This is a genomic window from Amycolatopsis orientalis DSM 43388, assembly GCF_000411975.1.
Classification (GTDB): Bacteria; Actinomycetota; Actinomycetes; order Mycobacteriales; family Pseudonocardiaceae; genus Amycolatopsis; species Amycolatopsis orientalis_D.
The window spans coordinates 1-24,200 of the sequence record NZ_ASXG01000025.1; the positions used below are offsets into that span (position 1 = coordinate 1).

The following is a 24,200-nucleotide window of genomic DNA, read 5'->3' on the forward strand; positions in this document are numbered from 1 at the left end:
CTTCCGATCTCCCGAGGCACCCACCCCTCCCCCAACCCCAGACCGTAGTCACAATCAACCTTCGGGGTGCCCCACGCAACCCCCACCCCCGAAGGGGGCGTCAGCCCCCAAGCCCCCCTCTCACCGATCCGACCGCAACGAAGCCGGATCAAACCCCTCCCACCCATCCTCCACAGTGGACTCAACAGCAAGGTGATGAGGAGGAAACCGCCTCTCCCCCACCCGCTCCGCCCGCAACCGCTGAAACTCCTCCACCGTCATCCCCGGATCATCATCCGCGGACCGAGCCGGAGCCGCCCGCCCAGACAGCGCCTCCACGAGCAGCCCAGCCTCCTCCCCCAACAACAACCCCACCCGGTTGTAGCAATCCTGCTCAGCCTCAGCCATCGCCACCCGCACCACCTCGAGCACCAACGCCGAAACCCGCGACGGATCCCTCTCCGCCACCGAATGCGCGAGCCACAACCGCTTCAGCGACCCCAGTGCGTCCACGGTCACCTCAACCGACCCGTCCACGGCATGAGCCGATCCCCGCGCCTGCGCCATCAACGAGGCGACCTGCGCCAACGCCGCCTCCCGAGAACGAGCCTGCTCAATCAGTTCCCGGGTCTTCACCACGTCACCGGCTCTTCGTCGTAGGAATCCGGATCGTCCTCAGCCAACGGCGCATACCCCAGCGCGGTCACGGCGTCGGCCCCCAGCACCGGCGACAAAACCTGATGCATCCGGTCCCCAGCCCGCCGCTCGGCCCGCCGCGACAGCTCGAGAATCTGCGCGGCCACCGCCTCCGACCCGCTACGCAACGCGGACCGAGTCAACGTCAGCCCCGTCAGCAACCCGCCCGGCGCGACCTCAACCGAAACCCCTCCAGCAGCGGCCTTCCCGACCACCGGCCCAGCCCGTTCGAACCGGGCAGCGGCCGCTTCCCCGGTCCGGGAGGCCTCCTCCATCACCCGCGCCACCGCGCGATCCAGGTCGAATTCAGCCACCACTCACCCCGTCGGCCGGTAAAACCCGATGAACTGCTGCCCCGCGTTGGTCGTGCGGATCTTGCTGATCTGCACCGGGTCCCCGGCCTCGACCATCTGCCCGTCGCCGATCACCATCGCGACGTGCCCGGACCACACCACCAAATCGCCCGGCAGCAACTGGTCGATCGACGGCACTTCCGCCCCGACCGTCTGCTGCCGCGCCGTCCGGGGCAACTGCAACCCGGCGTCCTGATAGGACGTCATGGTCAACCCGCTGCAGTCGAGCCCCTGCCCGCGCGCGGTCCCGCCCCACACGTACGGCACGCCCAGCTGAGACAGCGCCGCCCGCACCGCCTTGGCCGCGGTTTCATTCGGTGCCATCACGGTTTTCCCGCCCGGCAAGTTGATACCGACGCCGCTGCCCGGCTGCGGCGGAACGGCCACCGGCAACCGCGGCTTCCCGGCGAACCCGCCACCGCCTCCGCCGCCACCGCTGTCACCGCCACCTCCGCCGCCGTGGCTGACGTGCGCGCCGTTGTGGTTGAACGCCTGCGGCACCGACGTCGTCGCGCTGCTCGCGGCCGTCGTTTCCGACCCGCCGAGCCGCTGCCCCAGTCCGGTCAGCTTCCCGAGCGTCTCCTCGGTGAACGTCGCCGCCTGGCCGGTCAACTCGCCGATCTTCGCCTGCAACCGCAACAAGATCTGCCGCGCCGCGGCCGCCCGGCTCTCCGGCGGCTGAATGCCGTTGACCGCCGCGAGCGCCTTCATCGACGACGCGATCTCTCGCAGGATCTGGTCCCGGACCTGGTCGTTGCGGATCTCGCCGACGTGCAGCGTCTCCGCCGCCTCGGCGACCGCCCGCTCGATTTCCGCGCTCTCGTCGAGCAGGTCTTGGACTTCCTTCTCCAGATCCTTCGACGTCGCGACCGCGCGCTCCGAGGTCGCCCCGGAACTGGCCGCCGCCAAATTCACCCGCTGAGCGCCCGAGCGCTGGTTGGCCTGGCCGACGGACGTCTGCAGCGCGATATGCCCGTCGCGCGCGCCGTTGATCGCCGCCGGGTCGTGCTTCAGCTTCGCGGCGAACTGGTTCGTGGTGTCCAGCCCGTTGCGGACCAGATGATCGACCGGAGCGTTCACGAAAGCCTGCGCAACGCGTCGCCGTGTTCCTGCTCGACCGCGGCGTAATTGCCCTGCGTGCGCCGGGCTGCCTCGCCGACGTCGTGCCAGCCGCCGCCGAGCGCGTGCAGGCGTTCCTGCAACGCCCGCATCCGCGCGCCGTACGCGCCGGCGAACCCGGATTCGTCCCCGATCGCGGAGAACCCGTCGCCGGACAGCGTCACATGCTGACCGACGTGCGCTTTCGCCGCGGAACGCACCTCGTCGCCGAGTGGGTCGACCTGCTTCGCGTAGTTCTCGTACGCGCCGTCGTCGACATGAAAACCGGACACAACCCGCCCCTCCCCTGAGCCCTGCGGCCCAGGTTAGCGGACGAGTTGTGCCCGAACAGGCGAAATGACCGGATCAGGTCAGCCGTTGAGGATCTTCGTCAGCCAGTCGCCCTGCGCCGGGACGGCCTTGCCGTTGACCGCGACCGTCGGCGTGCCGAAACCGACCTGGCCGTTGCCGAAGTCCTGCTGGAGTTTCGGGTCGCTCTGGATCTGCTGGAACGCCGCCTGCAGCTGCTGGTCGTAGGTGCCGGCGTTGACCGTCTGCGCGAACTTCGGATCGGTGATCCCGAGGTCCTGGCCGAGCTTGATCAGCTGGGCCTTGTCGTACCCGCGGCCGCCTTCCGAGGGCTGGTTCTTGAACAGCGCGTCGTGGAACGCGGTGAACTTCTGCTGGTCGGCGGCGGCGAGCGCGGCGTTCGCCGACTCGAGCGAGTAGCCCGGCGGGTCCGAGTTCTGGTTGAGCAGGATCACCATGTGGTAGCGCACGGTGAGCTGGCCGTCGTTGATCGCCTTCTCCATCCGCTGCCCGAAGTCCTGCTGCAGCTTGGCGCAGTACGGGCACAGGAAGTCGGCGTACAGGTCGATGGTCTTCGGCGCGCCCGGTTTGCCGACCGACACCACGACGCCGTCGCGCTTCTCGACGACGCCCGGCCCGAGCGCCGAGGGCGTGCCCGGCTGGATCGCGCTGTCCTGCGTGGCGTTCTTGCTCGAGTTGATCCAGAGCACGCCGCCGATCACGAGCGCGGCGATCACCACGACCGCGACCACCACGGCGATGATCTTGTTCCGGTCGCTTCCCGAGCCCCGCGCCTGGGCGACCGACCTCGCGGCCGCCGCCTGCTGACGGCTTTTCCGCGCGTTGCGCGCAGCTCCACCCACTGTTCCTAATTCCCTTCCGCGATGCCCTTGGGGTAGTCGTCCGAAACCTCGCCGGAGTTCCCGGATTTCCGTCCCGCGCCCCAGCCGAGCCAGCCGTCGACCGAAAGCCAGGTGCGCGGCCGGACGAGCAGCCACACCGCGAGCAGGGCGAAGCCGGCGTCGCGCAGGATCTCCTGCGGGTATTCGGTTTGGCCGGCGGCTACGTGCCCGCCGCCGCCGAAGCAGCCGCAGTCGATGCTCAGCCCGCGCGCCCACGACTGCGCGATGCCGGCGACGAGCACGGCCAGCAGCAGCAGCGACGCGCCCGCGACCCAGCGCGTGGCCAGCCCGGCGAGCAGCAGCAGCCCGAGCACCAGCTCCAGCAGCGGCAGCCCGGTGGCGACCGGGCGCACCAGCGCGTGCGGGAGCACGTCGTAGGCCTGTACGGCGATGTACGTCTGCCCCGGGTCGGCGATCTTCAGGCCGCCGGACACGAGCCACACGGCAGCCAGCCCGAGCCGGGCGAGCGTGCCGATGGTGTCGAGTACAGGTTGGGGCAGTCGGCGCACGCGCTTAGGCTAGCCGTCTGACCTGAGAACTATGTGAGCAGCCAACCGGCGAAGCGGAGGCACCGATGCGGTTTCGCGCAGCGCTCGCCGCGGTGTTTCTGCTGGTCAGCTGCGTCTCGTGCGGATCGTCGACGGTATCCAAGGACGACCCGCTTCCCACCCGGGCGCGTGACGGCAACCACCTGACCATCGGGATCCGGTTCGACGCGCCCGGCCTTTCGCAACGAACCGTCGACGGCAGGTTCACCGGTTTCGACGTCGACGTCGCTACTTTCGTCGCGCGCGAACTGGGGGTCGACCCGGACCACATCACCTGGCACGAGACCACCCCGGCCCGCCGCGAGACCGACCTCGCCTCGGGCGCGGTCGACCTGGTCGTGGCCACCTATTCGATCACCGACAAGCGGAAGCAGCAGGTGAGCTTCGCCGGCCCGTACTTCGTCACCGGCCAGGACCTGCTGGTGCGGCTCACCTCGGCGGACATCACCGGCCCGGAAAGCCTCAACGGCAAACGGCTCTGCTCGGTCACCGGCTCGACGCCCGCGCAGACGGTGAAGGACAAGTTCGCGCAGATGGTGAAGCTGGTCGAGTACCCGCGGTATCCGGACTGCGTCACCGCGCTGCTGGCCAACCAGGTCGACGCGGTCACCACGGACGCGGTGATCCTCGCCGGGTACGTCGCGCAGAATCCGGAGCTGCTCAAGGTGGTCGGCCGCCCGTTTTCCACTGAGCGGTACGGCATCGGCCTGCGCAAGGGCGACACCGAGGGCCAGCACGCGGTGGACGACGCGATCCGGAAGATGGTGTCGACCGGGGCCTGGCGGAAGTCGCTGGAGACGAACATCGGGCCGTCGAACTACCCGTTGCCGAATCCACCGGAGATCACCGAGCAGTGACCGACCTGTCCTCGCTGCCGGACCTGCCCGTCCGCGCGGTGCTGCCGTCCGTGCTGAGCGCGCTCGACGACCACGGCGCCGCGGTGCTCGTCGCCCCGCCCGGTACCGGGAAGACCACGCTCGTGCCGCTCGCGCTGAACCGCGGCGAAGGACGTGTCGTGGTCGCTGAGCCGCGTCGGCTCGCGGCTCGGGCGGCGGCCGCACGGATGGCTGCGCTGCTGGGCGAACCTGTCGGCGAGACGGTCGGGTACGCGGTGCGCGGCGACCGGAAGGTGTCGTCACGCACGCGGATCGAAGTGGTGACCTCGGGGCTGCTGGTGCGGCGGGTACAGCACGATCCGGAGCTGGCCGGGGTGTCGACGGTCTTACTCGACGAGTGCCACGAACGTCATCTCGACGCGGATCTGCTGCTCGCCTTGCTCCTCGACGTCCGCGCCGGGCTGCGCGACGACCTGCGCCTGCTCGCGACCTCGGCGACGGTCGCGTCCGGACGGCTCGCCGAACTCCTCGGCGACGCTCCGGTGATTACCGCACACGCCCGCACGTATCCGGTTGAGCTGAGCTATCGCGCTCCGGCGCGCGGGGAACGCCCGGAAGCCGCAGTCGCTTCGGCGGTCCGGAAAGCACTGTCCGAAGGGGACGGTGATGTGCTCGCGTTCCTTCCTGGGGCCGGGGAAATCGCGCGTACGTCGGCGTTGCTGAGTTCGCTCGACGCGGACGTACTTCCGCTGCACGGACGGCTTTCCGCAGCCCGCCAAGACGAGGCCTTGCGGCCACGCGACCGGCGGCGGGTAGTTCTCGCGACCGCCGTCGCCGAATCGAGCCTGACCGTTCCCGGCGTCCGCGCGGTTGTCGATTCCGGTCTCGCCCGCGTCCCTCGGGTGGACCATCGACGCGGCCTGGCTGGGCTCGCCACGGTGCGGGTCTCGGCCGCGGTAGCGGAACAACGAGCTGGCCGGGCGGGTCGGGAAGCGCCTGGCCGGGCGTATCGCTGCTGGCCGGAACACGAGCAAGCGACGCTGCCCGCGTATCCGGAGCCGGAAATCCGCACCGCTGAACTGGCGCGGTTCGCGTTGGAACTCGCCTGCTGGTCCACTCCGGACGGAACCGGCCTCGCCTGGTGGGACCCGCCCGGCGAAGGCGCGCTCGCCGCCGCGCGAAGCCTGCTCGTGACACTCGGTGCGACCACGGCCGACGGAACCGTCACGCCGCGCGGACAGAAGATGGCCGACCTCGGCCTGCACCCACGATTGGCGCGCGCCTTGCTGGACGGGGCCGAGGCGGTCGGCGCTCGGCAGGCCGCGGAAGTGGTCGCGCTGCTCGACGCCGGAGCGACACTGACCGACGTCGAAGCCGAACTGCGCCGGCTCCGTTCCGCACACGACGACGCGGCTCGCCGATGGCAGCGGGAAGCGAAACGGCTGGCCGCGTTGGTCGATTCGCCAGCGTCCGCAGGCCCGGACGCCGCGCTCGTCGTCGCCCTCGCCCATCCGGAACGCCTGGCCCGGCGGCGCGCGGGCTCGGCCCCGGTGTATCTGATGGCCGGCGGCACGGCGGCCGAACTGCCGAGCGGCAGCGGGCTGGGCGACGCCGAATGGCTGGCGGTCGCCGAGGCCACCCGCGACCCGGGCAGAGCGCACGGCACCATCCGGCTCGCCGCGACCGCCGACGAAGCGCTGGCCGTCCGAGCCGCGCCGACCCTGGTGTCCGAAGTGGACGAAGTGCATTGGGACGGCGATGTGGTCGCCCGGCACGTCCGCCGCCTGGGCGCGATCGTGTTGTCGGAAAAGCCGTTGCGCAACCCGGACCCACAGCTCGTCCACGACGCAGTTGTCGCCGGACTCCGTACCGAAGGCCTGGGCTTGCTGCGCTGGAGCCAAGACGGCACCCGCCTCCGCGAACGCCTGGCGTTCCTGCACCGCGTCCTGGGTGATCCATGGCCGTCCGTGGACGACGAGTCGCTGCTGTCCGAGGCAGACAGCTGGCTGGACCTCTCGAAGGTCCGTCGCCGGGCCGACCTGGCGAACGTCGACGCCGGAGCCGCCCTGCGCGGCCTGCTCCCCTGGCCCGAGGCCGCGCGGCTCGACGAACTCGCCCCGGACCGGCTCGAAGTCCCGTCCGGTTCGCACTACCGCGTGGACTACCGCGGCGACCAGCCGGTACTCGCGGTGAAGCTGCAGGAGACTTTCGACTGGACCGAGACGCCGTCGCTCGCCGACGGCCGCGTGCCGGTGGTGCTGCACCTGCTGTCGCCCGCCGGTCGCCCGGCCGCGGTCACCGCCGATCTCGAATCCTTCTGGCGCACCGGATACGCCGCCGTCCGCGCCGACCTCCGCGGCCGCTACCCGAAACACCCGTGGCCAGAAGACCCCACGACGGCCAGCCCGACCCGGCACACCACCCGCCGGGCGCGCTGACCCCTGCCTAAAGTCAGGGTCGGTCCGGGACGCTCGGCTGATGTCCGCGCACTCCGCGCGGGCGCAGACTTCGCCCTATGATCACGTTTCGCGGATTGACGAAGCGCTACGGCCAGAAAACCGTGGTCGACGCCCTCACCTCGGTCATCGAGGCGGGCACGGTGACCGGGTTCCTCGGCCCGAACGGCGCGGGCAAGTCCACCACCATGCGGATGACCGTCGGCCTCGACCGGCCGGACTCCGGCGACGCGCTGATCCGCGGCAAACCGTACGCGGAATTGCGGTTTCCGTTGCGGGAAGTCGGCGCACTGCTGGATGCGAAGGCCGTACATCCCGGCCGCAGCGCGGGCAAGCATCTGCTCGCGATGGCGCGCAGCAACGGAATCGCCGCCAGCCGCGTCGAGGAAGTGCTCGCGACGGTCGGGCTGAGCGATGTCGCGGGCAAGCGCGCCGGGACGTTCTCGCTCGGCATGAGCCAGCGGCTCGGCATCGCCGGCGCGCTGCTCGGCGACCCGGGTGTGCTGATGTTCGACGAGCCGGTCAACGGCCTCGACCCGGACGGCGTGCGCTGGGTGCGGCAGCTGATGCGCTCGCTCGCCTCCGAAGGGCGCACGGTATTCGTGTCCAGCCATCTGATGAGCGAGATGCAGCTGACCGCGGACCGCCTGCTGGTCATCGGCAAGGGTGCGCTCCTCGCCGACGCGGCGATCGGCGAGTTCATCGCGGGAAACTCGAGCAAGTCGGTCGCGGTGCTCGCGCCGGATCCGGCCGAACGCACGAGACTCGCGGACTGGCTTCGCGCGAACGGCCGTTCAGTGCTGCCCGGAGCGGACAGCGAATTGCTCGTGGACGACGCGAGCGCGGCCGAAATCGGGGATGCGGCGCACGAACTGGGCGTTCGGCTGCACGGGCTGACGGAGCGGACGGCCTCGCTGGAGCAGGCGTATATGGAACTGACCGCCGGCTCGGTGGAATACGGGGTTACGGCATGACGAAGCTGGCGATTTCGGCGGAGTGGACCAAGTTCTGGTCGGTGCGGGCGACGTGGCTGTCGCTCGCCGGCGGGGTGCTGTTGATGGCGTTCTATTCGGTTGTCTCGGGAATTTCCCAGCACGCCAACAGCGATCGGCAGCAGACCGCGCACGGCATCGTCACGTCCGGGGCGATCTACCTGGTCGAGTTCTGCGTGCTCGCGGTCGCGACGTTGTTCGTGACCAGCGAATACACCAGCGGGTCGATTCGCTCGACGCTGCAATGGGTTCCGGTGCGGCCTCGGGTCACTGCCGCCAAGGCCGCGGTGCTGGTGCCGGTGCTGTTCGGCTACGGCGTGGTGGTCGCCGCGCTGGGCATGGGGGTCGCCTCGGTGCTGATGCGTGGGGCTGGGGGTGCCACGTCGCTGTCGCAGGGGGCGGCTACCGCGCTGGGCATGGGGGCGTATTTCGCCCTGCTCGGCGTGCTGTGCCTGGGGGTTTCGTTCGTGCTGCGCAGCGCGGCGGGGACGTTGGTAGTGGTGATCGTGCTGCTGCTGCCGTTGCCGATGCTGATCTCGAATTACGTGGTCTCTGGGGCAATGGACTATTTCCCGGCCTTCGCGGGGATCAACGCGATGGTGCCGTCCGGCGACGTGAACCCGCTTTTCGGCAGCCCGCCGCCGTACGGACCGTGGGTCGGCGTGCTGGTCTGCCTCGGCTGGGCGGTCGCCGGGATCGGCGCGGGGACCGCGGTGCTGAACCGCCGCGACGCCTGATCACGCGTCCGGCAATCCCAGCCCGGCGAGCACGGCACGGGCTCCGGCAACCAGTTCGGCCTCGGTCGGCGGGTGGACGGAGCCCGTGCCCGCGAGTGCGTCGAAGATCGATCCGTCGAGCCAGCCGATGAGCACGCGAGTGTGCTCCTCCGGGGTCGCAGAACCGGCCGCGGCCAGCACTTCCGCGCACCGGCGGCGCAATTCGAGCCCGCCGGCGTCGTATCGGGCTCGCAACTCCGGCCGCCGGACCGATTCCAGCGCGAATTCGTAGCGCGCGAGCATTCTGGTGCGGCCAGCGGTGATCGATCGGTGCACCATCGCGCCGAGGAACTCCGCGAGTTTCCCTTTCGGCGGCGCGACTTCCGCTTGGTCGAGTGCGACCATCCGGTCCGCGGCGAGTTCGAGCAGCGCGACGCGAGTGCGCGCGTAGTACGACGTCGAGCCCGCGGGCAGCCCAGCCGCCCGGTCGACAGCGCGGTGAGTCAGCCCGCGCATGCCCTCGGCCGCGATGACCTCGATGGCCGCGTCGCCGATCACGGCAATCCGTTCCACGCCCGGCACACTACAGGTGTAGAGTCCTCTACAGACGTAGAGGAGGTCGGCATGGCTTCGCGACGCGCGGTCGTGGTCGGGGGCGGCATCGGCGGACTGGCCGCGGCGATCGGCTTGCGCCGGGTCGGATGGGAGGTCGCGGTGCTCGAACGGGCGCCGGAGCTCACCGCCATCGGCGCGGGGATCTCTCTGTGGCCCAACGCGCAGCGGGCGCTGGCCGAGCTGGGCGTCGAGCCCCGGATCTCCGCCCAGCACGGCGGCGGACTGGTCGACTGGCGCGGGCGTCGGCTGGCCAGCTGGGACGCGGACCTCTTCGTGCGCAGCCACGGGTTGCCGCTGGGCGCGATCCACCGGGCGAATCTGATCGAAACGCTGCGGTCCGCGCTGCCGGACGAATGCCTGAGGACCGGGGTCGAGGTGACGAGCGTCGAGCAGAACGGCACCGTGCACCACGGGTCCGGCTCGATCGAAGCGGACCTGGTCGTGGCAGCCGACGGAATCAACAGCCCGATCCGGCAGGCGCTCTTCCCGGCCGCGCGCGTCGAGTACAGCGGCGGTGCGGCCTTCCGCGGCATCGCCATCCTGCCGTTGAAGCCCACCCTCAGCACGACTTGGGCGGCCGGGATCGAAATCGGCGTCCTTCCGCTGCTGGACGACGAGGTGTACTGGTGGGTCTCCGAAGCCCGCCCGGCCGGGATCCGGCACGACGACCGCCGCGCCTACCTCCGCGCGAAGTACGGACACTGGCACGACCCGATCCCGCAGCTCATCGAGGCCACGCCGGAAATCCTGCTGCACGACACGTATCACCTGGCGACGCCGCTGCCCAGCTACGTCCGCGGGCGGATCGCGCTCCTCGGGGACGCCGCGCACGCGATGCCGCCGTTCCTCGGGCAAGGCGGCTGCCAGGCGCTGGAGGACGCGGTGGTGCTGGCCTCGCACGTCCGGTCGTCCACAGTGGACGAAGCACTCCGGCGCTACGACGCGGAACGTCGCCCGCGCACGCAGAAGGTCGCGAAGGCGTCGATCCAGGCCGGAGCCAGCGGGCCGCTCCTCCGCAATCCGGCGGCGGTCGCGCTGCGGGCGGCTTTCACCCGGTTGCTCCCCGCGGCGGTCACCACGCGAGTCGGGGCCGGCATCAGCCGTTGGCAACCGCCGAAGCTTTAAACCAGCCCGGCTTCGAAAGCCGTGATCGCGGCCTGCACCCGGTTCCGCGCGTCCAGCCGGGTCAGGATCGTGCTCACGTGCGCTTTCACCGTGCCTTCCACCACGAACATCCGCGCCGCGATGTCCGCATTGGACAGTCCTTCGGCCAGCAGTGCCAGTACTTCCCGTTCCCGGTTCGTGAGCACACTCACCCGCTCGCGGGCGGTCGCGGCGCGGCTGAACCGGTTGCCGGACAACCGCGTGATCACCCGGTGCGCGACCTTCGGCGACAGGAACGCCGCACCGTCGGCGACCGCGTGCACCCCGGCAAGCAGCTCACGCGGATCGCCCGCCTTGAGCAGAAACCCGCTCGCGCCCAGGCCGAGCGCGCGTTCGATGTACTCGTCCTCCCCGAACGTCGTCAGCATCAGGACGCCGGTGTCCGGCAGCAACTTCCGGATCTCCTCCGCCGCGGCGAGTCCGTCGAGACCGGGCATGCGAATGTCGAGCAACGCGACGTCCGGCCGGTTCGCGCGCGCCAGTTCGACCGCCGCGCGTCCGTCCGCGGCCTCGGCCACCACTTCGATCTCCTTGTCCGAAGCCAGAATCGCGGCCACTCCGGCGCGGATCATCGCTTCGTCGTCGGCCAGCAGTACGCGGATCACCGTTCGTCCTCACTGTAAAAATCCTTGCTCGCCACTCGATTGTCCACAAAGCACAGCCGGTATACGGCACGGTTGAAGTTGAGCCAGCTGCGGCCGGCTCCGTAGTACTCGCAGGTGCTTCCGGAAGGCTGCGGCGGCACGTTGATCGACGGCAGCGTCGTGCGCTGGCGAGCCGGAAGCATCGGTTCGACGGCCGAACGCGGCATGCCGAGCTGGATCCGCGCGTACGATTCCGGCGGCAGCTCCGAGGTCGACCACTGCACCAGGAACGTCACGCCAGCCCCGCCGACCACCACCCCGAACAGCGCCAACGGCACCACGATCGCCTGGATGAGACTCGACCGGACGGCGCGCCGGGCGCGTTCCAGCTCGCGCGCGGCCTGCCCGATCCCGTCGTCGTCCTGTTCCGGCGCGGGTGCCGCGTGGTGCGGCAGAGTGGCCGCCACCTCGAACCCGCCGTCCACCGGGCCCGCCGTGAGGCTTCCGCCGACCAGCCGCACCCGCTCGTGCAGCCCGATCAACCCCCGCTGCCCGGACCGGCCGGGCAACGGCCCGGCGGGCGGCGGCGCGTTCCGCACCCGGATGTCGGTCGCCTCGCCGGTGGTGGCGACGACCACCGTGACGGCCGCGCCGGGCGCGTACTTCGCCGCGTTCGTGAGCCCTTCCTGCACCACGCGGTAGAGCGCTCGGGCGACCATCGGCGGGACGCCGTTCAGGTTGTCGATCCGCGCGCCGATCTCGATCCCGGACGCCCGCGCGCGGTCGATCAGCTCCCCCAGATCGCCCTGCACCGGCTCGATCGGCGCGGCGTCCTCGCGCAGCACGCCGATGATCTCGCGCAACCGTTCCGTCGCGGTCGCCGCGCCCGCCCGGAGCTCTCCGGCGGCCTGACGTTGCTTGTCGCCAAGCTCGCGGTCGACCTCCAACGCGGCCGCCCGCACCGCGATCAGGCTCAGCTCGTGGCCGAGCGAATCGTGCATGTCGCTGGCGATCCGGGCCCGCTCCCGCAGCCGCGCCTCCTGCGCGACCAGCCGGTGCCTGCTCTCCATCTCCTCGGCACGCCGCCACCCGTCCTGCGCGAGTTCGCGGCGCAGCCGCACGTGCCGGCCGAGCAGACACGGCGCGACCCCGGCGAACGCGAGCGTGCCGAGCACCGCGCCCCACGCGTCGAAGCTCGACGTCGGCAGCAAGGCCAGCGGAAGCCCGGCCACCGCGACGGCGAAGAAGCTGATCAACGCCACGCGCGCCCGGGCGAGCCGCAGACCGGCCGAGTAGGAGATCACGACGATCAGGAAGAACTCCCACACCGCCACCCGGCCGCCCCAGCCGAACGCGATGACGAGCGCCGTCGCCATCGCCACTGCCAGCGCGAACGCCGGATAGACGCGGGCCGTCGCCATCGCCAGGGTGACCGACACCAGTCCGTAGGCGAGTTCCCAGCTGTTCGCGCTGTTCGACGCGTCGAGCAGGACGAATCCGCACAACGCAGCCCACAGCAGCACGTCGAACGCCACGCGCCAGCGGACTCGCGTCGCTTCCTTCATTCCGCTGACGCTACAAGGGCCGCCCGATTCGTCACCACTGCCGAAAGTCAAGGTCGGTCTCGTGCGGCATGATGGGTCACCATGGCTGAACGCACCTTGGCCGAGCAGCTCGGCGCTCCTCTGCCGGACGGCATCGAATCCCTGCCTGAACAGCACAAACAGGATTTGGCGGCGGCGTTGCGGGACGCCCGGCACCGGCAAGCGCAGGCGCTCGCCCGCGCGGGGGAGGAAAGCCTGAAGTACGTGCCGGCGCTGCTGCGCGGCGCGGTGCGGAAAGCGGTCGGCCTGTGAACCCGGAAATCCTGAAGCTCGCCCGGGTGCTCGACGTCGACCCCGCCCGCCTCGACTATCTCGCCGACGTCGACCAGAGCGAGGTGCGGCTGCTGCGCGAGCAGGTGACGACCACGCTGTTCGACGCGAACCTCGTCGTGCTGGAGCGGATGGCGCTGGCGAGCAAGCTGCTGCCCGCGGGAGTGATCGCGAAAATCGCGGAGAAGGTGTTCGGCCCGCTGCTGTGCGCGCGGATCGCCGGACTGGTCGACGTGTCCCGCGGGGTCGATGTCGCGAAACGGCTGTCGCCGAAGTTCCTCGCCTCGGTCGCGGCCGAACTGGACCCCCGGCGCGCGACGTCGATCATCACGCGGATCCCGGTGCCGACGGTCGTGGCGGTCGCCGAGGAACTGACCCGCCGCGAGGACTGGATCACCCTCGGCCGGTTCGTCGGCCATCTGCCGGATGACACGGTCCGCCGCTGCGTCGGCCTGCTGGACGACGCCGGCCTCCTGCGCACCGCGTACGTGCTGGACGACCACAGCCGGATCGACCACCTGCTCAGCCTGCTCGGCGACGACCGGCTGCCTTCGCTGGTCCGCACCGCCGCTGCGGACGAGTCGTTGTGGGCCCCGGCTTTGGACGTGCTGACCCACCTGGACGAAGCTCGCCGGGCAACGGTGCGGCCGCTGCTCGGCGAGCTTCCGGAAGAACTGCGAACCCGCGCGGAGGCGGCGCTCGACTAGGCCACGATCAGGTAGATCCCGTACCCGATGACCGCGGCGCAGATCGTGAAGCACACGACCGAACCGGTCAGCTGCATCGTGCCGCTGCCGCCATTCGCCCGCGCCGTCACCCGCTCCGACAGTCCGCGCACGCCGTACGCGAACAGCCCGGTCAACACGACCGCCGCGGCCAGCGACACCACGAAAACGATGCCGAGGGCACCCCAGTTGATCGCCATGTCGTGCTCCCTCAGGCCGCGGCCGGGGCGGCCTCGGCGGCCTCCGGCTCGTTGTTGACAGTGGACGGCGTGACCGGGTTGCGCCGCGACGCGAGCCAGATGCCCAGCGCGAGCAGCACGCCGACGCCGCCCACGAGGACGGTGCCCCAGCTGCCGCGCGTGGAGACCGCGGCGGCGACGGCCCCGACGATCGCGGCGGCGGGCAGCGTGAGCGCCCAGGCGATCACCATCTTGCCCGCGACGCCCCAGCGCACCTCGGCGAGTTTCCGGCCGAGCCCGGAGCCGATGATGCCGCCGGAGGTGACGTGCGTGGTCGACAGCGCGAAGCCGAGGTGCGACGAGGCCAGGATGACCGCCGCGGAACTCGTCTCGGCGGCGAACCCTTGCGGCGTCTGGATTTCGGTGAGCTTCTTGCCCATCGTCTGGATGATCCGCCAGCCGCCGAAGTAGGTGCCGAGCGCGATCGCCGTGCCGGAGGCGAGGATCACCCACACCGGCGGGCTCGACCCTGGCGCGAGCGAACCGCCCGCGATCAGCGCGAGCGTGATGACGCCCATCGTCTTCTGCGCGTCGTTGGTGCCGTGCGCGAGCGAAACCAGGCTCGCCGAAAGCACCTGTCCGGTCTTGAAGCTCTTGCCGACCACGTCCTGCCGCGCCTTGGCGGTGATCCGGTAGACGAGGAAGGTGCCGACGATCGCGACGATGCCCGCCACCACCGGCGACGCGACCGCCGGGATCAGCACCTTTTCGACGACCTTCGCGAAGTGCACGGCGTCCGCGCCGGACGCGATCCAGGTCGCCCCGATCAGCCCGCCGAACAGCGCGTGCGACGAACTCGACGGCAGCCCGACCAGCCACGTCACGAGATTCCAGACAATCGCCCCGACCAATCCGGCGAAAATCACCACCGGCGTGACCTTGGTGTCGTCGACGATCCCGCCGGAAATGGTTTTCGCGACCTCGATCGAAAGAAACGCGCCGACGAGATTCAGCACCGCCGAGATCGCGACCGCGACCCGGGGCTTGAGCGCACCGGTGGCGATCGAAGTGGCCATCGCGTTGGCCGTGTCGTGGAACCCGTTGGTGAAGTCGAAGGCCAGCGCCGCGACGATCACCACCAGGACGATGAGAGAAAAGTCCATGCCCGCTCTCCAGGTCGGAGTGTCCTGCGGAACTGACGGTACCGACGTCGGCGGGGCGCCCAGATCCCTCAGCGAGTGGCCAGTAGTTGAACTCTGAATGAACAGGATCTTGCTGGTGCCAACGGTTTTCTGCCGTTCACCTGCTGGTCCTTCTTGATCGTCGCCCAAGCGGTGCGGGACCGTAATCACGTTCGGGCGCGGGGGCAGGAACTCTGCCCTCGCGCACTTCCCGAGCCTTTTATAGAACGGACATTTCCGGCAAGGGGTTCTGTCTCCGGTGCTGCACGCCATGCGCCGCGGATTCGCGGACCGCGGCGAAGCCATCCCGGCGCATATCCGCTTCGTATTCCGCGATTACGTCCGGTCCTCCGCTGCGCAGCGCGGCGCCGCCGAGCATCGCGGTGTTCGCTCCGGCCCCGGCAGCCGGGCTTCGACCATCCGGCGCACGCGGGGCTTCCAGCCCACGACCCGGTCGAACACGAGTTTCTGCCTCTCGTGCGAGGAGAATGCGCGGAGGTCGTCATCGGCCTGCCCTGACGAGCGCCGAACGCACCGGTCAGGTACGGCTCGTTAGAGCTGAGCCGGATCTGCGGCGCGAAACCGATCATCTGCTTCCGCACCCCGGAAACAATGCTCCACACGGCGAACATCTCCGGGTCGCTTCGGGTACCGCACGAACTCTTTGCCGAAGTGGACGTTGTCGAAGCCGTTGAACAGGATCTGCCGCACCGCGAACACGGCCGCCATCCGAATTAACGCAGCCTCGCCCCTTTCCGCCACACCGCGTGGGTCAACGGGACCCCGGGCCGATACGCGAGGTGCGTGGTGGACGGCGCGTCAAGTACGTGCACATCCGCCCGCGCGCCCGGCCGCAGATACCCGACGTCCTCGCGCCGAAGCGCCCGCGCGCCGCCAGCGGTCGCCGACCACACGGCCTCGTCCACGGTCATCCGCATCTGCAGCACTGCCGTCGTCACGCAGAACGCCATCGACGTGGTGTACGAACTGCCCGGATTCGCGTTGCTCGCCAACGCGACCGTCGCGCCGGCATCGAGCAGCCGCCGGGCCGGCGCGAGCGCCTGCCGCGTGGACAAATCGCAGGCAGGCAACACTGTCGCGACCGTGTTGGACGACGCGAGCGCCTCGACATCGGCATCGCTGAGGTACGTGCAGTGGTCAACACTCGCCGCGTCCAGTTCGACCGCCAGGCGCACGCCGGGCCCCTCGCCGAGCTGGTTGCCGTGCACTCGAAGGCCAAGCCCGCGTTCCGCCGCCGCCTTGAGCACTCGCGCCGACTGTGCCTCGTCGAAGGCACCGGTCTCGCAGAACACGTCGGCCCACCGCACGTGCGGCGCGACCGCGTCCAGCATCTCGCCGCAGACCAAGTCCACATAGGACTCCGCGTCCGCACCCGGCGGCACCAGGTGCGCGCCGAGGAAAGTCACCTCGTCCGCGACCTCGCCAGCAATCCGTGCCGACCGCGCCTCGTCCGCGACGGTGAGGCCGTACCCGGTCTTGGTCTCCAGGCACGTGGTGCCCTGCGCGGCCGCTTCCTCGACATGTCGACGCAGGTTCTCCACCAGCTGCTCGTCCGAAGCCGCCCGGGTCGCATCGACGGTGACCGCGATTCCGCCTGCCGCGTAAGCCTGTCCGGCCATCCGCGCCTCGAACTCGGCGGTCCGGTCCCCCGCGAACACGAGGTGAGTGTGGCTGTCCACCCACCCGGGCAGCACGGCCCGTCCTTCGACGTCGACCCGCTCGTCGGCGTCCGGAGCCCGCCCCGCCGGGCCGGCCCACGCGACGGTCTCGCCGTCGAGCACCAGCGCGGCGTCGCGGAGCTTGCCCAGCTCCGGATCGTTCGTGGTGAGCTCGCCGATTCCGGTGATCAGAACTGCCACAGCGCCTCGATCTCCTTGGCCAGTAGGGTTTCCGGTCGTTCGATCAGCACGTGCGCACCGTCGCGCACCACTTCCCGTCCGGCCACCACCACGGTGCGGACGTCCGCGGCCGCCGCGGCGAACAGCACGCCGGACGGTTCGATCCCGGCCGTGCGCACCGTGTCCGTCGCGACCGTCACCAGGTCCGCCCCCGCGCCTGCCGCGAGAGTGCCCGTCTCCGGCCAGCCCGCGGAGATGTGCTCGGTCCCGGCGGCGAGCAGCTCCTCCGCGGTGAACCGGCCGCGTTCCTCGCTGGCGAGCCGGTCGTCCAGCTCCAGAGCCCGGGTCTCCTCGAAGGCGTCGACCACCGCGTTGCTGTCGCTCCCGACGCCGAGCCGCGCACCCGCGTCGAGCAGACTCCGAGCCGGTCCGATGCCGTCCCCGAGGTCCCGTTCGGTGGTCGGGCAAAAGCACGCGCCGCTTCGGGATTCGCCCAGCCACTTCACGTCCTGCTCGGTCAGATGCGTCGCGTGCACGGCGGTGAGCCGTTCGCCGAGCACGCCGTAATCCCAGAGCAACCCGGTCGGCGTCCAGCGGTACGCCGCCTCGCACTGCTCGTTCTCCGCGCGCTGTTCGGACAGATGGATGTGCAGCGGCCGGTCTTCCGGCACCGCGTTGTCCACCTTCGGCAGTTCGTACTCCGGGACCGCACGCACCGAGTGGATCGCCCCGCCGACCCGGAACAGGTCGTCTTCTTTCAGCAGCGCGACGCGTTCCGCCCACTTTTCGGCGGAACCGTCAGAAAACCGCTGCTGCACCTCGTCCGGCGGCACTCCGATGCCACCCGCGAGATAGCAGGTGTCGAGCAGTGTCATCCGGATCCCGGCGTCCCGCGCGGCCTGCCGCAACGCGTCGCCCATCGCGTTCGGCGACGCGTACGGCTTGCCGCCCGGACCGTGGTGCAGATAGTGGAACTCGGCGACGCTCGTGTACCCCGCCAGCACCATCTCCGCGTAGACGCCGCGTGCGAGCCGGTAGTAGGACTCCGGATCGAGCCGGGCGGCGAGCGAGTACATCCGCTCCCGCCACGTCCAGAACGTACCCCGCTCGTGGTGCGTCCGGCCCCGCAGCGCACGGTGGAACGCGTGGGAGTGCCCGTTGGCGAACCCCGGCAGAGTCAATCCATTGAGCACAGACCCGGTCTTCGGCGCGTTGGCGGTCACCGAAACGATCCGGCCGTCCGCGATCTCGATCCGGACCGCTTCCGCGATCCCGTCGGGCAGCCAGGCCCGTTCGCACCAGTACGTCGTCATTTCGCTAGCCGCTCCAGCACCTCGGCCAGGGCCCGAGCGCCCGCCTCGACGTCGTCCGCCTCGGCGAATTCCTCCGGTGCGTGGCTGATTCCGGTCGGATTGCGGACGTACAGCATCCCGGACGGCACGAATCCGGCCAGAATCGCCGCGTCGTGCCCAGCGCCGGTGGGCAGCTCAGGCGGATTGCCCAGCCACTCCCCCAGCGACCGCCGCAGCGTCTCGTCGAACACCACGTCGTCGGAGTACGACTCGCGCGTGACCGCCAGCTCGCACCCTTCCGCTTCCGCAGCCGCCCGCGCTGCCTGAGCGATCTCCTCGACCAGCTCCGGCGTCGAAGTGCCCGGCACCCGCGCGTCCAGCCAGAGGTCCACAGTGGACGCGATCACGTTCGTCCCGCCCGGCGTGGGCACCAGCCGTCCGACGGTCGCCCGCGCGTCCGGCCTCTTCTGCGCCAACCGCCGCACCGCGACCACGGTCTCGGCGGCGGGCAGCATCGGATCCACGCGGTCCGCGAGCAACGTCGCACCGGCGTGATTGCCCTGTCCGGCAAAGGAAAACCGCCACCGGCCGTGCGCGATCACCGTGTTGCCGACCGCCACCGGCGACCCGAGGTCGATCAGCCCCTTGCCCTGTTCGACGTGCAGTTCCACGAACTGCCCGATCATCCCGAGCCGGTCGGGATCCGCGCCGACGCGGTCCACGTCCAGCCCGGCTTTCGCCGCGGCCTCGGCGAACGTGACCCCGGACGGATCCCGCAACGCCCGCGCCCGGTCCGCGTCGATCGTCCCGGTGAGCAGCCGCGAACCGAGACACGGCACGCCGAAGCGTCCGCCCTCCTCCTCGGCGAACACAACCACCGCGAACGGCTTGCCCGGACGGAACCCCTTGGCCTGTAAGGCTTCCACCGCGGCCAGCGCGCTCACCACGCCGAGCGGCCCGTCGAACGCGCCGCCGCCCGGCACCGAGTCCAGGTGGCTGCCGGTGACGACCGCGTTCGCCCCCGGAGCGCCCCACCACGCCCACAGGTTGCCGTTGCGGTCGGTCTCGACGTCGAGGCTCAGTTGGTGCGCCCGTTCGACGAACCACGTGCGGAGGTCGTGCTCCGGCTCGTCGAACGCGTGCCGCGAGTACCCGCCGCGCCGGGCGTCGCGCCCGACGTCAGCGATCTCGCCGAGCAGTCCGGACGCGGTCACGCCTGCTCCCGCATCGGCACCCGCACGCCCCGCTCGTCGGCGACCTCGGCCGCCCGGTCGTACCCGGCGTCGACGTGCCGGATGACGCCCATGCCCGGGTCGTTCGTGAGCACCCGCTCCAGCTTCTGCGCGGCCAGCGGCGTGCCGTCCGCGACAGTCACCTGCCCGGCGTGGATGGACCGGCCCATGCCGACCCCGCCGCCGTGGTGGATGGACACCCAGCTCGCCCCGGACGCGGTGTTGACCAGCGCGTTGAGCAGCGGCCAGTCGGCGATCGCGTCGGAGCCGTCGGCCATGCCCTCGGTCTCGCGGTAGGGCGAGGCGACGCTGCCCGAGTCGAGGTGGTCGCGGCCGATCACGACCGGGGCCTTCAGCTCGCCGCTGGCCACCATCTCGTTGAAGCGCAGGCCGGCCAGGTGCCGTTCGCCGTAGCCGAGCCAGCAGATCCGGGCGGGCAGGCCCTGGAACGCGACGCGCTCGCCGGCCATCTTGATCCAGCGGGCCAGCGATTCGTTCTCCGGGAACAGTTCGAGCATCGCGCGGTCGGTCGCGGCGATGTCCTCCGGGTCGCCGGACAGCGCGGCCCAGCGGAACGGTCCGTTGCCCTCGCAGAACAGCGGACGGATGTAGGCGGGAACGAAGCCGGGGAAGTCGAACGCGCGCTCGCAGCCGCCGAGTTTCGCCTCGCCGCGCAGGGAGTTGCCGTAGTCGAACACCTCGGCGCCGCGGTCGAGGAACCCGAGCATCGCGCCGACGTGGTCGGCCATCGACTCGCGCGCCCGGTCGGTGAACTCGTCCGGCTTCTTCGCCGCGTAGTCGTGCCAGTCGTCCACGCTGACGCCCTTGGGCAGGTAGGACAACGGGTCGTGCGCCGACGTCTGGTCGGTGACGATGTCCACCTCGACGTCCCGGCGAAGCAGCTCCGGCAGCACCTCGGCGGCGTTGCCGACCACGCCGACCGACAGCGGACGCCGCTCCTTCTTCGCCGCGGTGACCCGCCGGATCGCGTCGTCGAGGTCGTCGGCCACCTCGTCCAGGTAGCGGTGCTCGACGCGGCGGTGCGCGCGCTGGGCGTCGACCTCGATGCACAACGCCACGCCGTCGTTCATAGTGACCGCCAGCGGCTGCGCGCCGCCCATGCCGCCGAGCCCGGCGGTGACGGTCAGCGTGCCGCGCAGCGTTCCGCCGAAGCGTTTCTTCGCCACCGCGGCGAACGTCTCGTAGGTGCCCTGCAGAATGCCTTGCGTGCCAATGTAAATCCACGAACCAGCGGTCATCTGGCCGTACATGGTGAGGCCCTGCTGCTCGAGCCGGCGGAACTCCGGCCACGTCGCCCAGTCGCCCACCAGGTTCGAGTTCGCGATCAGCACCCGCGGCGCCCATTCGTGCGTACGGAACACGCCGACCGGCTTGCCGGACTGGACCAGCAGCGTCTCGTCCTGTTCCAGCGCGGTCAGCTCGCGGGTGATCGCGTCGAAACTCGCCCAGTTGCGCGCGGCGCGGCCGGTGCCGCCGTAGACGACCAGGTCCTCGGGCCGCTCGGCGACCTCCGGGTCGAGGTTGTTGTGGAACATCCGCAGCGCGGCCTCGGTCTGCCAGTTCTTCGCGGTCAGCGAGGTGCCGCGGGCGGCGCGGACGGTACGGGCGGTGCTAGTCATGCTCAGGCCTCCAGTTCGGCCGCGGCCAGGACAGCGCCCGACCGCACGAGTTCTTCGGCGGCCGCGATCTCGGGCGCCAGGTGACGGTCGGGGCCGGGACCCTCGACCTTGGTGCGCAGCAGGTCCCGGACGCGTCCGGTGACCGGCGAGGGCGCCAGCGGCGCGCGGAAATCGAGCGCGCGGGCCGCGGTGAGAAGTTCGACGGCGAGCACGGTGGTCAGGCCGTCGACCGCCTTGCGCAGCTTGCGCGCGGCCGACCAGCCCATGGAAACGTGGTCCTCCTGCATCGCGCTGCTCGGAATCGAGTCGACCGAGGCCGGCACCGCGAGCCGCTTCAGCTCGCTGACCACGGCAGCCTGCGTGTACTGCGCGATCATGTGTCCGGAGTCGACGCCCGGGTCGTGCGCGAGGAACGGCGGCAGCCCGTGCGAGCGTGCCGGGTCGAGCATCCGGTCGGTGCGGCGCTCGGCGATGCTCGCCACGTCCGCCACCGGCACCGCGAGGAAGTCGAGCACGTACGCGACCGGCGCGCCGTGGAAGTTGCCGTTCGACTCCACCCGGCCGTCGGCCAGCACCACGGGGTTGTCCACGGCGGACTGCAGTTCCCGGTCCGCGACCAGTTCCGCGTGCGTCAGCGTGTCCCGCGCGGCGCCGTGCACCTGCGGCGCGCACCGCAGCGAGTACGCGTCCTGCACTCGGTTGCAATCCGGACCACGGTGGCTTTCCACGATCTTCGACCCCTGCAGCGCGGCGAACATCCGCGCCGCGCTGGTCGCCTGCCCGGGGTGCGGGCGCAGCGCCTGCAGATCGGCGGCGAACGCGCGGTCGGTGCCCAGCAGCGCCTCGACGCTCATCGCCGCGGTGAGGTCCGCGACGTCCAGCAGCCGGTGCAGATCCGCGGCGGCGAGCAGCAGCATGCCGAGCATGCCGTCGGTGCCGTTGGTGAGCGCGAGGCCTTCCTTCTCGGCCAGCACGATCGGCGTGATCCCGGCCGCCCGCAACGCGTCCGCGGCGGGCTTCCGCTCGCCCGCGTGGAAGACCTCGCCCTCGCCCATCAACGCGAGCGCCACGGCGGCGAGCGGCGCGAGGTCGCCGGAGCAGCCGAGCGAACCGTACTCGTGCACGACCGGCGTGATATCCGCGTTGAGCAGGGCCGCAAGCGTTTGCGCCGTCTGCGGGCGGACGCCGGTGTAGCCGCTGGCCAGCGTGCGCAGACGCAGCAGCATCAAGGCGCGGACGACTTCCGGCTCCACCGCGGGCCCGGCGCCCGCGGCGTGCGAGCGGATCAGGCTGCGCTGCAGCGCGGTGCGGCTCTCGACGGGGATATGGCGCGTGGCGAGCGCGCCGAACCCGGTCGAGACCCCGTACGTCGGCGACGTGGCGTCGGCGAGGTCTTCGATGTGCTGGCGGGTGGCGGCGAGGTTCTTCTCGACCGTCTCGGCGAGCCCGACGTGCGCGTGCCCACGGACGATGTCGACGACTTGCGCCGCGGTCATCGGCTTCGAGCTCAGGAGGACTGGTTCCGGCATGCCGCCATTGCACCTCCCGGCGGGGCCCGGCGACAGGGCGGAGTTCGCGGTAGTGTCTGGTATTCAAGACAATACGTGGCGAGAGCCTCGACCACCGGCGCGAAGGGACCCCTCATACTCCGTTCGGGCTGTGCGAAGGGACCCCTCGCACCCTTTCCGGAGGAGGCGACATGAGCAGTTCCGACGTTCCCGCCCTGCGCAACGGCCTCTCCGTGCTGCGCCTGCTCGCCGAACACGCCGGCCCCGTCTCCGCCGCCGCCATCGCCCGCGACCTGGACTTGCCCCGGTCGACGACATATCACCTGCTCAACGAACTGACCGCGGCCGGTTTCGTCACCCACCTGCCCGCAGAACGTCGCTACGGCCTCGGCATCGCCGCCTTCGAACTCGGTTCGGCCTATCTGCGCCACGACCCGCTGGAGCGACTGGCCGGCCCGCTGCTGCGGAAACTGGTCGACCGCATCGGCCACACCGCACACCTGGGCGTCCTGCACGGCAACGAATCACTGCACCTGATCAAGGAACGCCCGGCCCGCCCGGAAACCCTGGTCACCGACGTCGGCGTCCGCCTCCCCGCACACCTGACCGCCTCCGGCCGCGCGATGCTGCAGCACCTGCCAGCCGCACACGTCCGGGCCCTGTTCCCGGCCGCGACATCGTTCGTCCTGCGCACCCCGCGCGGCCCCAATTCGCTGGCCGACCTCCGCCGCACCTTGGCAGCGGAGCGCCGCCTGGGCTGGTCAGTGGAAGACGGTCACGTGACAGCAGGCTTCGCCTCCGTCGCCGCCCCAGTCTTCGACCACGGCTCCCGCCCGATGGCCGCGATCAGCGTGACGCTGCGCCACCTCTGCCCGGATGAGGGCCCGTGCGAAGAAACCTTCCCCGATTTGGCCGAAGCGGTCGCGGCGACGGCAGCCACGCTCACCACGCATATCGGCGGCACCCGTCCAGCGTGAAGTCAGGCCTCCCGACAAACGATCGACAGTCATTACCCACTCAAAATCTCAGCGGCAATGAAACCGAACCGCCCCTCGCCGAACGACCAGCGAATGGCCCCTGTCACCACCTTGCACCGGATGAGACCACGCTACGTCGCCGCACTTTGCCATGAGCTTGACCCTGTTAAGCCCCATGGACTCTCGCCAGCAACAATTCGCCGAACTGGCTGGCAGGGGCACGACACCGGCCTCCCGCCGGGAGCAAGCGGAACCACCGTCCGCGCCGTAGCCCATCAGTACGGTTTCAGCACCGAACCAATGACAGTCAATCTTCCCCAACCAATACCGCGCCGAGCCGAACTCCGGCACCACCCCAACCCAACACCACTGATCCGCACCGGCTGCCACCTAACACAAAAGCCAATCCCGAGACACCCCCACCCCATAACCCGCCCGGCGCAGCACCCCACCCCCACCCACCAACCACCCAGCCAACGACACCC

At 70.5% G+C, this 24,200-nt stretch carries 25 protein-coding genes; 8 read left to right on the top strand and 17 right to left on the bottom strand.

Annotated elements, in window-relative coordinates; translation table 11 throughout:
- Nucleotides 1-120 precede the first annotated feature (120 nt).
- The 6 genes from L942_RS04045 to L942_RS04070 all read right to left on the bottom strand — a co-directional run bounded on the left by L942_RS04045 (nt 121) and on the right by L942_RS04070 (nt 3,813).
- A complete protein-coding gene (locus L942_RS04045) occupies nt 121-618 on the bottom strand; it encodes a YbaB/EbfC family nucleoid-associated protein (RefSeq protein ID WP_037355065.1) in 498 nt (165 codons plus the stop codon).
- Entirely contained in the window at nt 612-992 is a 381-nt protein-coding gene (locus L942_RS04050; protein WP_106964795.1) for a hypothetical protein, read from the bottom strand. The genes L942_RS04045 and L942_RS04050 overlap by 7 nt, the downstream gene beginning before the upstream one ends.
- Entirely contained in the window at nt 993-2,108 is a 1,116-nt protein-coding gene (locus tag L942_RS04055) for a C40 family peptidase (protein ID WP_037355067.1), read from the bottom strand.
- The gene (locus tag L942_RS04060) at nt 2,105-2,419 is read right to left on the bottom strand and encodes a hypothetical protein (protein WP_037355070.1); all 315 of its coding nucleotides are present in this window, start codon (nt 2,417-2,419) and stop codon (nt 2,105-2,107) included. The genes L942_RS04055 and L942_RS04060 overlap by 4 nt, the downstream gene beginning before the upstream one ends.
- Nucleotides 2,420-2,497: 78 nt before the next feature.
- Nucleotides 2,498-3,298: a DsbA family protein gene (locus L942_RS04065; RefSeq protein ID WP_037355073.1), complete on the bottom strand. Its 801-nt coding sequence runs from the start codon at nt 3,296-3,298 to the stop codon at nt 2,498-2,500.
- A 5-nt stretch (nt 3,299-3,303) separates the two neighbouring features.
- On the bottom strand, nt 3,304-3,813 hold the full coding sequence (locus L942_RS04070; RefSeq protein ID WP_037355119.1) for a MauE/DoxX family redox-associated membrane protein: 510 nt from the start codon (nt 3,811-3,813) through the stop codon (nt 3,304-3,306).
- A gap of 98 nt (nt 3,814-3,911) precedes the next feature.
- Here L942_RS04070 and L942_RS04075 point away from each other — a divergent pair, with 98 nt between their 5' ends.
- From L942_RS04075 to L942_RS04090, 4 genes are all read left to right on the top strand, one after another.
- On the top strand, nt 3,912-4,742 hold the full coding sequence (locus tag L942_RS04075) for a glutamate ABC transporter substrate-binding protein (RefSeq protein ID WP_037355074.1): 831 nt from the start codon (nt 3,912-3,914) through the stop codon (nt 4,740-4,742).
- Nucleotides 4,739-7,159: an ATP-dependent helicase HrpB gene (gene hrpB, locus L942_RS04080; protein WP_037355076.1), complete on the top strand. Its 2,421-nt coding sequence runs from the start codon at nt 4,739-4,741 to the stop codon at nt 7,157-7,159. Before L942_RS04075 ends, hrpB begins: the two co-directional genes overlap by 4 nt.
- A 77-nt stretch (nt 7,160-7,236) precedes the next feature.
- Nucleotides 7,237-8,151: an ATP-binding cassette domain-containing protein gene (locus L942_RS04085; RefSeq protein WP_037355080.1), complete on the top strand. Its 915-nt coding sequence runs from the start codon at nt 7,237-7,239 to the stop codon at nt 8,149-8,151.
- Nucleotides 8,148-8,906: an ABC transporter permease gene (locus tag L942_RS04090; protein WP_037355083.1), complete on the top strand. Its 759-nt coding sequence runs from the start codon at nt 8,148-8,150 to the stop codon at nt 8,904-8,906. Before L942_RS04085 ends, L942_RS04090 begins: the two co-directional genes overlap by 4 nt.
- Here L942_RS04090 and L942_RS04095 read toward each other — a convergent pair whose 3' ends face one another.
- On the bottom strand, nt 8,907-9,458 hold the full coding sequence (locus L942_RS04095) for a TetR/AcrR family transcriptional regulator (RefSeq protein WP_037355121.1): 552 nt from the start codon (nt 9,456-9,458) through the stop codon (nt 8,907-8,909). It abuts the gene before it with no gap.
- Nucleotides 9,459-9,509: 51 nt separating this feature from the next.
- Between L942_RS04095 and L942_RS04100 the strand changes: the two genes are divergently transcribed.
- Nucleotides 9,510-10,625, top strand: a complete 1,116-nt coding sequence (locus tag L942_RS04100) for an FAD-dependent monooxygenase (protein WP_081654932.1) — start codon at nt 9,510-9,512, stop codon at nt 10,623-10,625.
- Here L942_RS04100 and L942_RS04105 read toward each other — a convergent pair.
- Entirely contained in the window at nt 10,622-11,269 is a 648-nt protein-coding gene (locus tag L942_RS04105; protein ID WP_037355085.1) for a response regulator, read from the bottom strand. The genes L942_RS04100 and L942_RS04105 overlap by 4 nt on opposite strands.
- Nucleotides 11,266-12,813 (bottom strand): sensor histidine kinase, encoded by a 1,548-nt coding sequence (locus tag L942_RS04110; protein WP_037355088.1) that lies wholly within the window; start codon nt 12,811-12,813, stop codon nt 11,266-11,268. Before L942_RS04110 ends, L942_RS04105 begins: the two co-directional genes overlap by 4 nt.
- Nucleotides 12,814-12,894: 81 nt before the next feature.
- Between L942_RS04110 and L942_RS44770 the strand changes: the two genes are divergently transcribed.
- Together L942_RS44770 and L942_RS04120 are read left to right on the top strand one after the other, a co-directional pair.
- Nucleotides 12,895-13,104, top strand: coding sequence for a hypothetical protein (locus L942_RS44770; protein ID WP_037355092.1), 210 nt, complete (start codon nt 12,895-12,897; stop codon nt 13,102-13,104).
- Nucleotides 13,101-13,829, top strand: coding sequence for a hypothetical protein (locus tag L942_RS04120; protein ID WP_037355095.1), 729 nt, complete (start codon nt 13,101-13,103; stop codon nt 13,827-13,829). The genes L942_RS44770 and L942_RS04120 overlap by 4 nt, the downstream gene beginning before the upstream one ends.
- Here L942_RS04120 and L942_RS04125 read toward each other — a convergent pair.
- From L942_RS04125 to hutH, 8 genes are all read right to left on the bottom strand, one after another.
- On the bottom strand, nt 13,826-14,047 hold the full coding sequence (locus L942_RS04125; RefSeq protein WP_037355097.1) for a hypothetical protein: 222 nt from the start codon (nt 14,045-14,047) through the stop codon (nt 13,826-13,828). The two genes, L942_RS04120 and L942_RS04125, sit on opposite strands and share 4 nt — an antisense overlap.
- Nucleotides 14,048-14,058: 11 nt before the next feature.
- Nucleotides 14,059-15,189 (bottom strand): inorganic phosphate transporter, encoded by a 1,131-nt coding sequence (locus L942_RS04130; protein WP_037355099.1) that lies wholly within the window; start codon nt 15,187-15,189, stop codon nt 14,059-14,061.
- A gap of 570 nt (nt 15,190-15,759) precedes the next feature.
- Nucleotides 15,760-15,936, bottom strand: a complete 177-nt coding sequence (locus tag L942_RS44115) for a hypothetical protein (protein ID WP_158684414.1) — start codon at nt 15,934-15,936, stop codon at nt 15,760-15,762.
- A gap of 5 nt (nt 15,937-15,941) precedes the next feature.
- Nucleotides 15,942-17,087: an imidazolonepropionase gene (gene hutI, locus L942_RS04135; RefSeq protein WP_037355101.1), complete on the bottom strand. Its 1,146-nt coding sequence runs from the start codon at nt 17,085-17,087 to the stop codon at nt 15,942-15,944.
- Nucleotides 17,075-18,379, bottom strand: coding sequence for a formimidoylglutamate deiminase (locus tag L942_RS04140; protein WP_037355104.1), 1,305 nt, complete (start codon nt 18,377-18,379; stop codon nt 17,075-17,077). Before L942_RS04140 ends, hutI begins: the two co-directional genes overlap by 13 nt.
- The gene (locus tag L942_RS04145; protein WP_037355107.1) at nt 18,376-19,572 is read right to left on the bottom strand and encodes an allantoate amidohydrolase; all 1,197 of its coding nucleotides are present in this window, start codon (nt 19,570-19,572) and stop codon (nt 18,376-18,378) included. The genes L942_RS04140 and L942_RS04145 overlap by 4 nt, the downstream gene beginning before the upstream one ends.
- Complete coding sequence (gene hutU / locus L942_RS04150; RefSeq protein ID WP_037355109.1) at nt 19,569-21,230, bottom strand: urocanate hydratase; 1,662 nt, start codon at nt 21,228-21,230, stop codon at nt 19,569-19,571. Before hutU ends, L942_RS04145 begins: the two co-directional genes overlap by 4 nt.
- Before the next feature lie 2 nt (nt 21,231-21,232).
- A complete protein-coding gene (gene hutH, locus L942_RS04155) occupies nt 21,233-22,759 on the bottom strand; it encodes a histidine ammonia-lyase (RefSeq protein WP_037355111.1) in 1,527 nt (508 codons plus the stop codon).
- A gap of 170 nt (nt 22,760-22,929) precedes the next feature.
- On the opposite strand from hutH, the gene L942_RS04160 reads away from it, so the two are divergent.
- On the top strand, nt 22,930-23,715 hold the full coding sequence (locus tag L942_RS04160; RefSeq protein WP_037355114.1) for an IclR family transcriptional regulator: 786 nt from the start codon (nt 22,930-22,932) through the stop codon (nt 23,713-23,715).
- The last annotated feature ends 485 nt before the right edge of the window (nt 23,716-24,200 follow it).

Bases quoted from the DNA above. Each gene is read 5' to 3' on its own strand.
- L942_RS04100 (WP_081654932.1), top strand. From the start codon at position 9,510: ATGGCTTCGCGACGCGCGGTCGTGGTCGGGGGCGGCATCGGCGGACTG.
- L942_RS04125 (WP_037355097.1), bottom strand. From the start codon at position 14,047: ATGGCGATCAACTGGGGTGCCCTCGGCATCGTTTTCGTGGTGTCGCTG.
- L942_RS04075 (WP_037355074.1), top strand. From the start codon at position 3,912: ATGCGGTTTCGCGCAGCGCTCGCCGCGGTGTTTCTGCTGGTCAGCTGC.
- L942_RS04130 (WP_037355099.1), bottom strand. From the start codon at position 15,189: ATGGACTTTTCTCTCATCGTCCTGGTGGTGATCGTCGCGGCGCTGGCC.
- hutH (WP_037355111.1), bottom strand. From the start codon at position 22,759: ATGCCGGAACCAGTCCTCCTGAGCTCGAAGCCGATGACCGCGGCGCAA.
- L942_RS04160 (WP_037355114.1), top strand. From the start codon at position 22,930: ATGAGCAGTTCCGACGTTCCCGCCCTGCGCAACGGCCTCTCCGTGCTG.
- L942_RS44115 (WP_158684414.1), bottom strand. From the start codon at position 15,936: ATGGCGGCCGTGTTCGCGGTGCGGCAGATCCTGTTCAACGGCTTCGAC.
- L942_RS44770 (WP_037355092.1), top strand. From the start codon at position 12,895: ATGGCTGAACGCACCTTGGCCGAGCAGCTCGGCGCTCCTCTGCCGGAC.
- L942_RS04140 (WP_037355104.1), bottom strand. From the start codon at position 18,379: ATGACGACGTACTGGTGCGAACGGGCCTGGCTGCCCGACGGGATCGCG.
- L942_RS04110 (WP_037355088.1), bottom strand. From the start codon at position 12,813: ATGAAGGAAGCGACGCGAGTCCGCTGGCGCGTGGCGTTCGACGTGCTG.
- L942_RS04090 (WP_037355083.1), top strand. From the start codon at position 8,148: ATGACGAAGCTGGCGATTTCGGCGGAGTGGACCAAGTTCTGGTCGGTG.
- L942_RS04085 (WP_037355080.1), top strand. From the start codon at position 7,237: ATGATCACGTTTCGCGGATTGACGAAGCGCTACGGCCAGAAAACCGTG.
- hutU (WP_037355109.1), bottom strand. From the start codon at position 21,230: ATGACTAGCACCGCCCGTACCGTCCGCGCCGCCCGCGGCACCTCGCTG.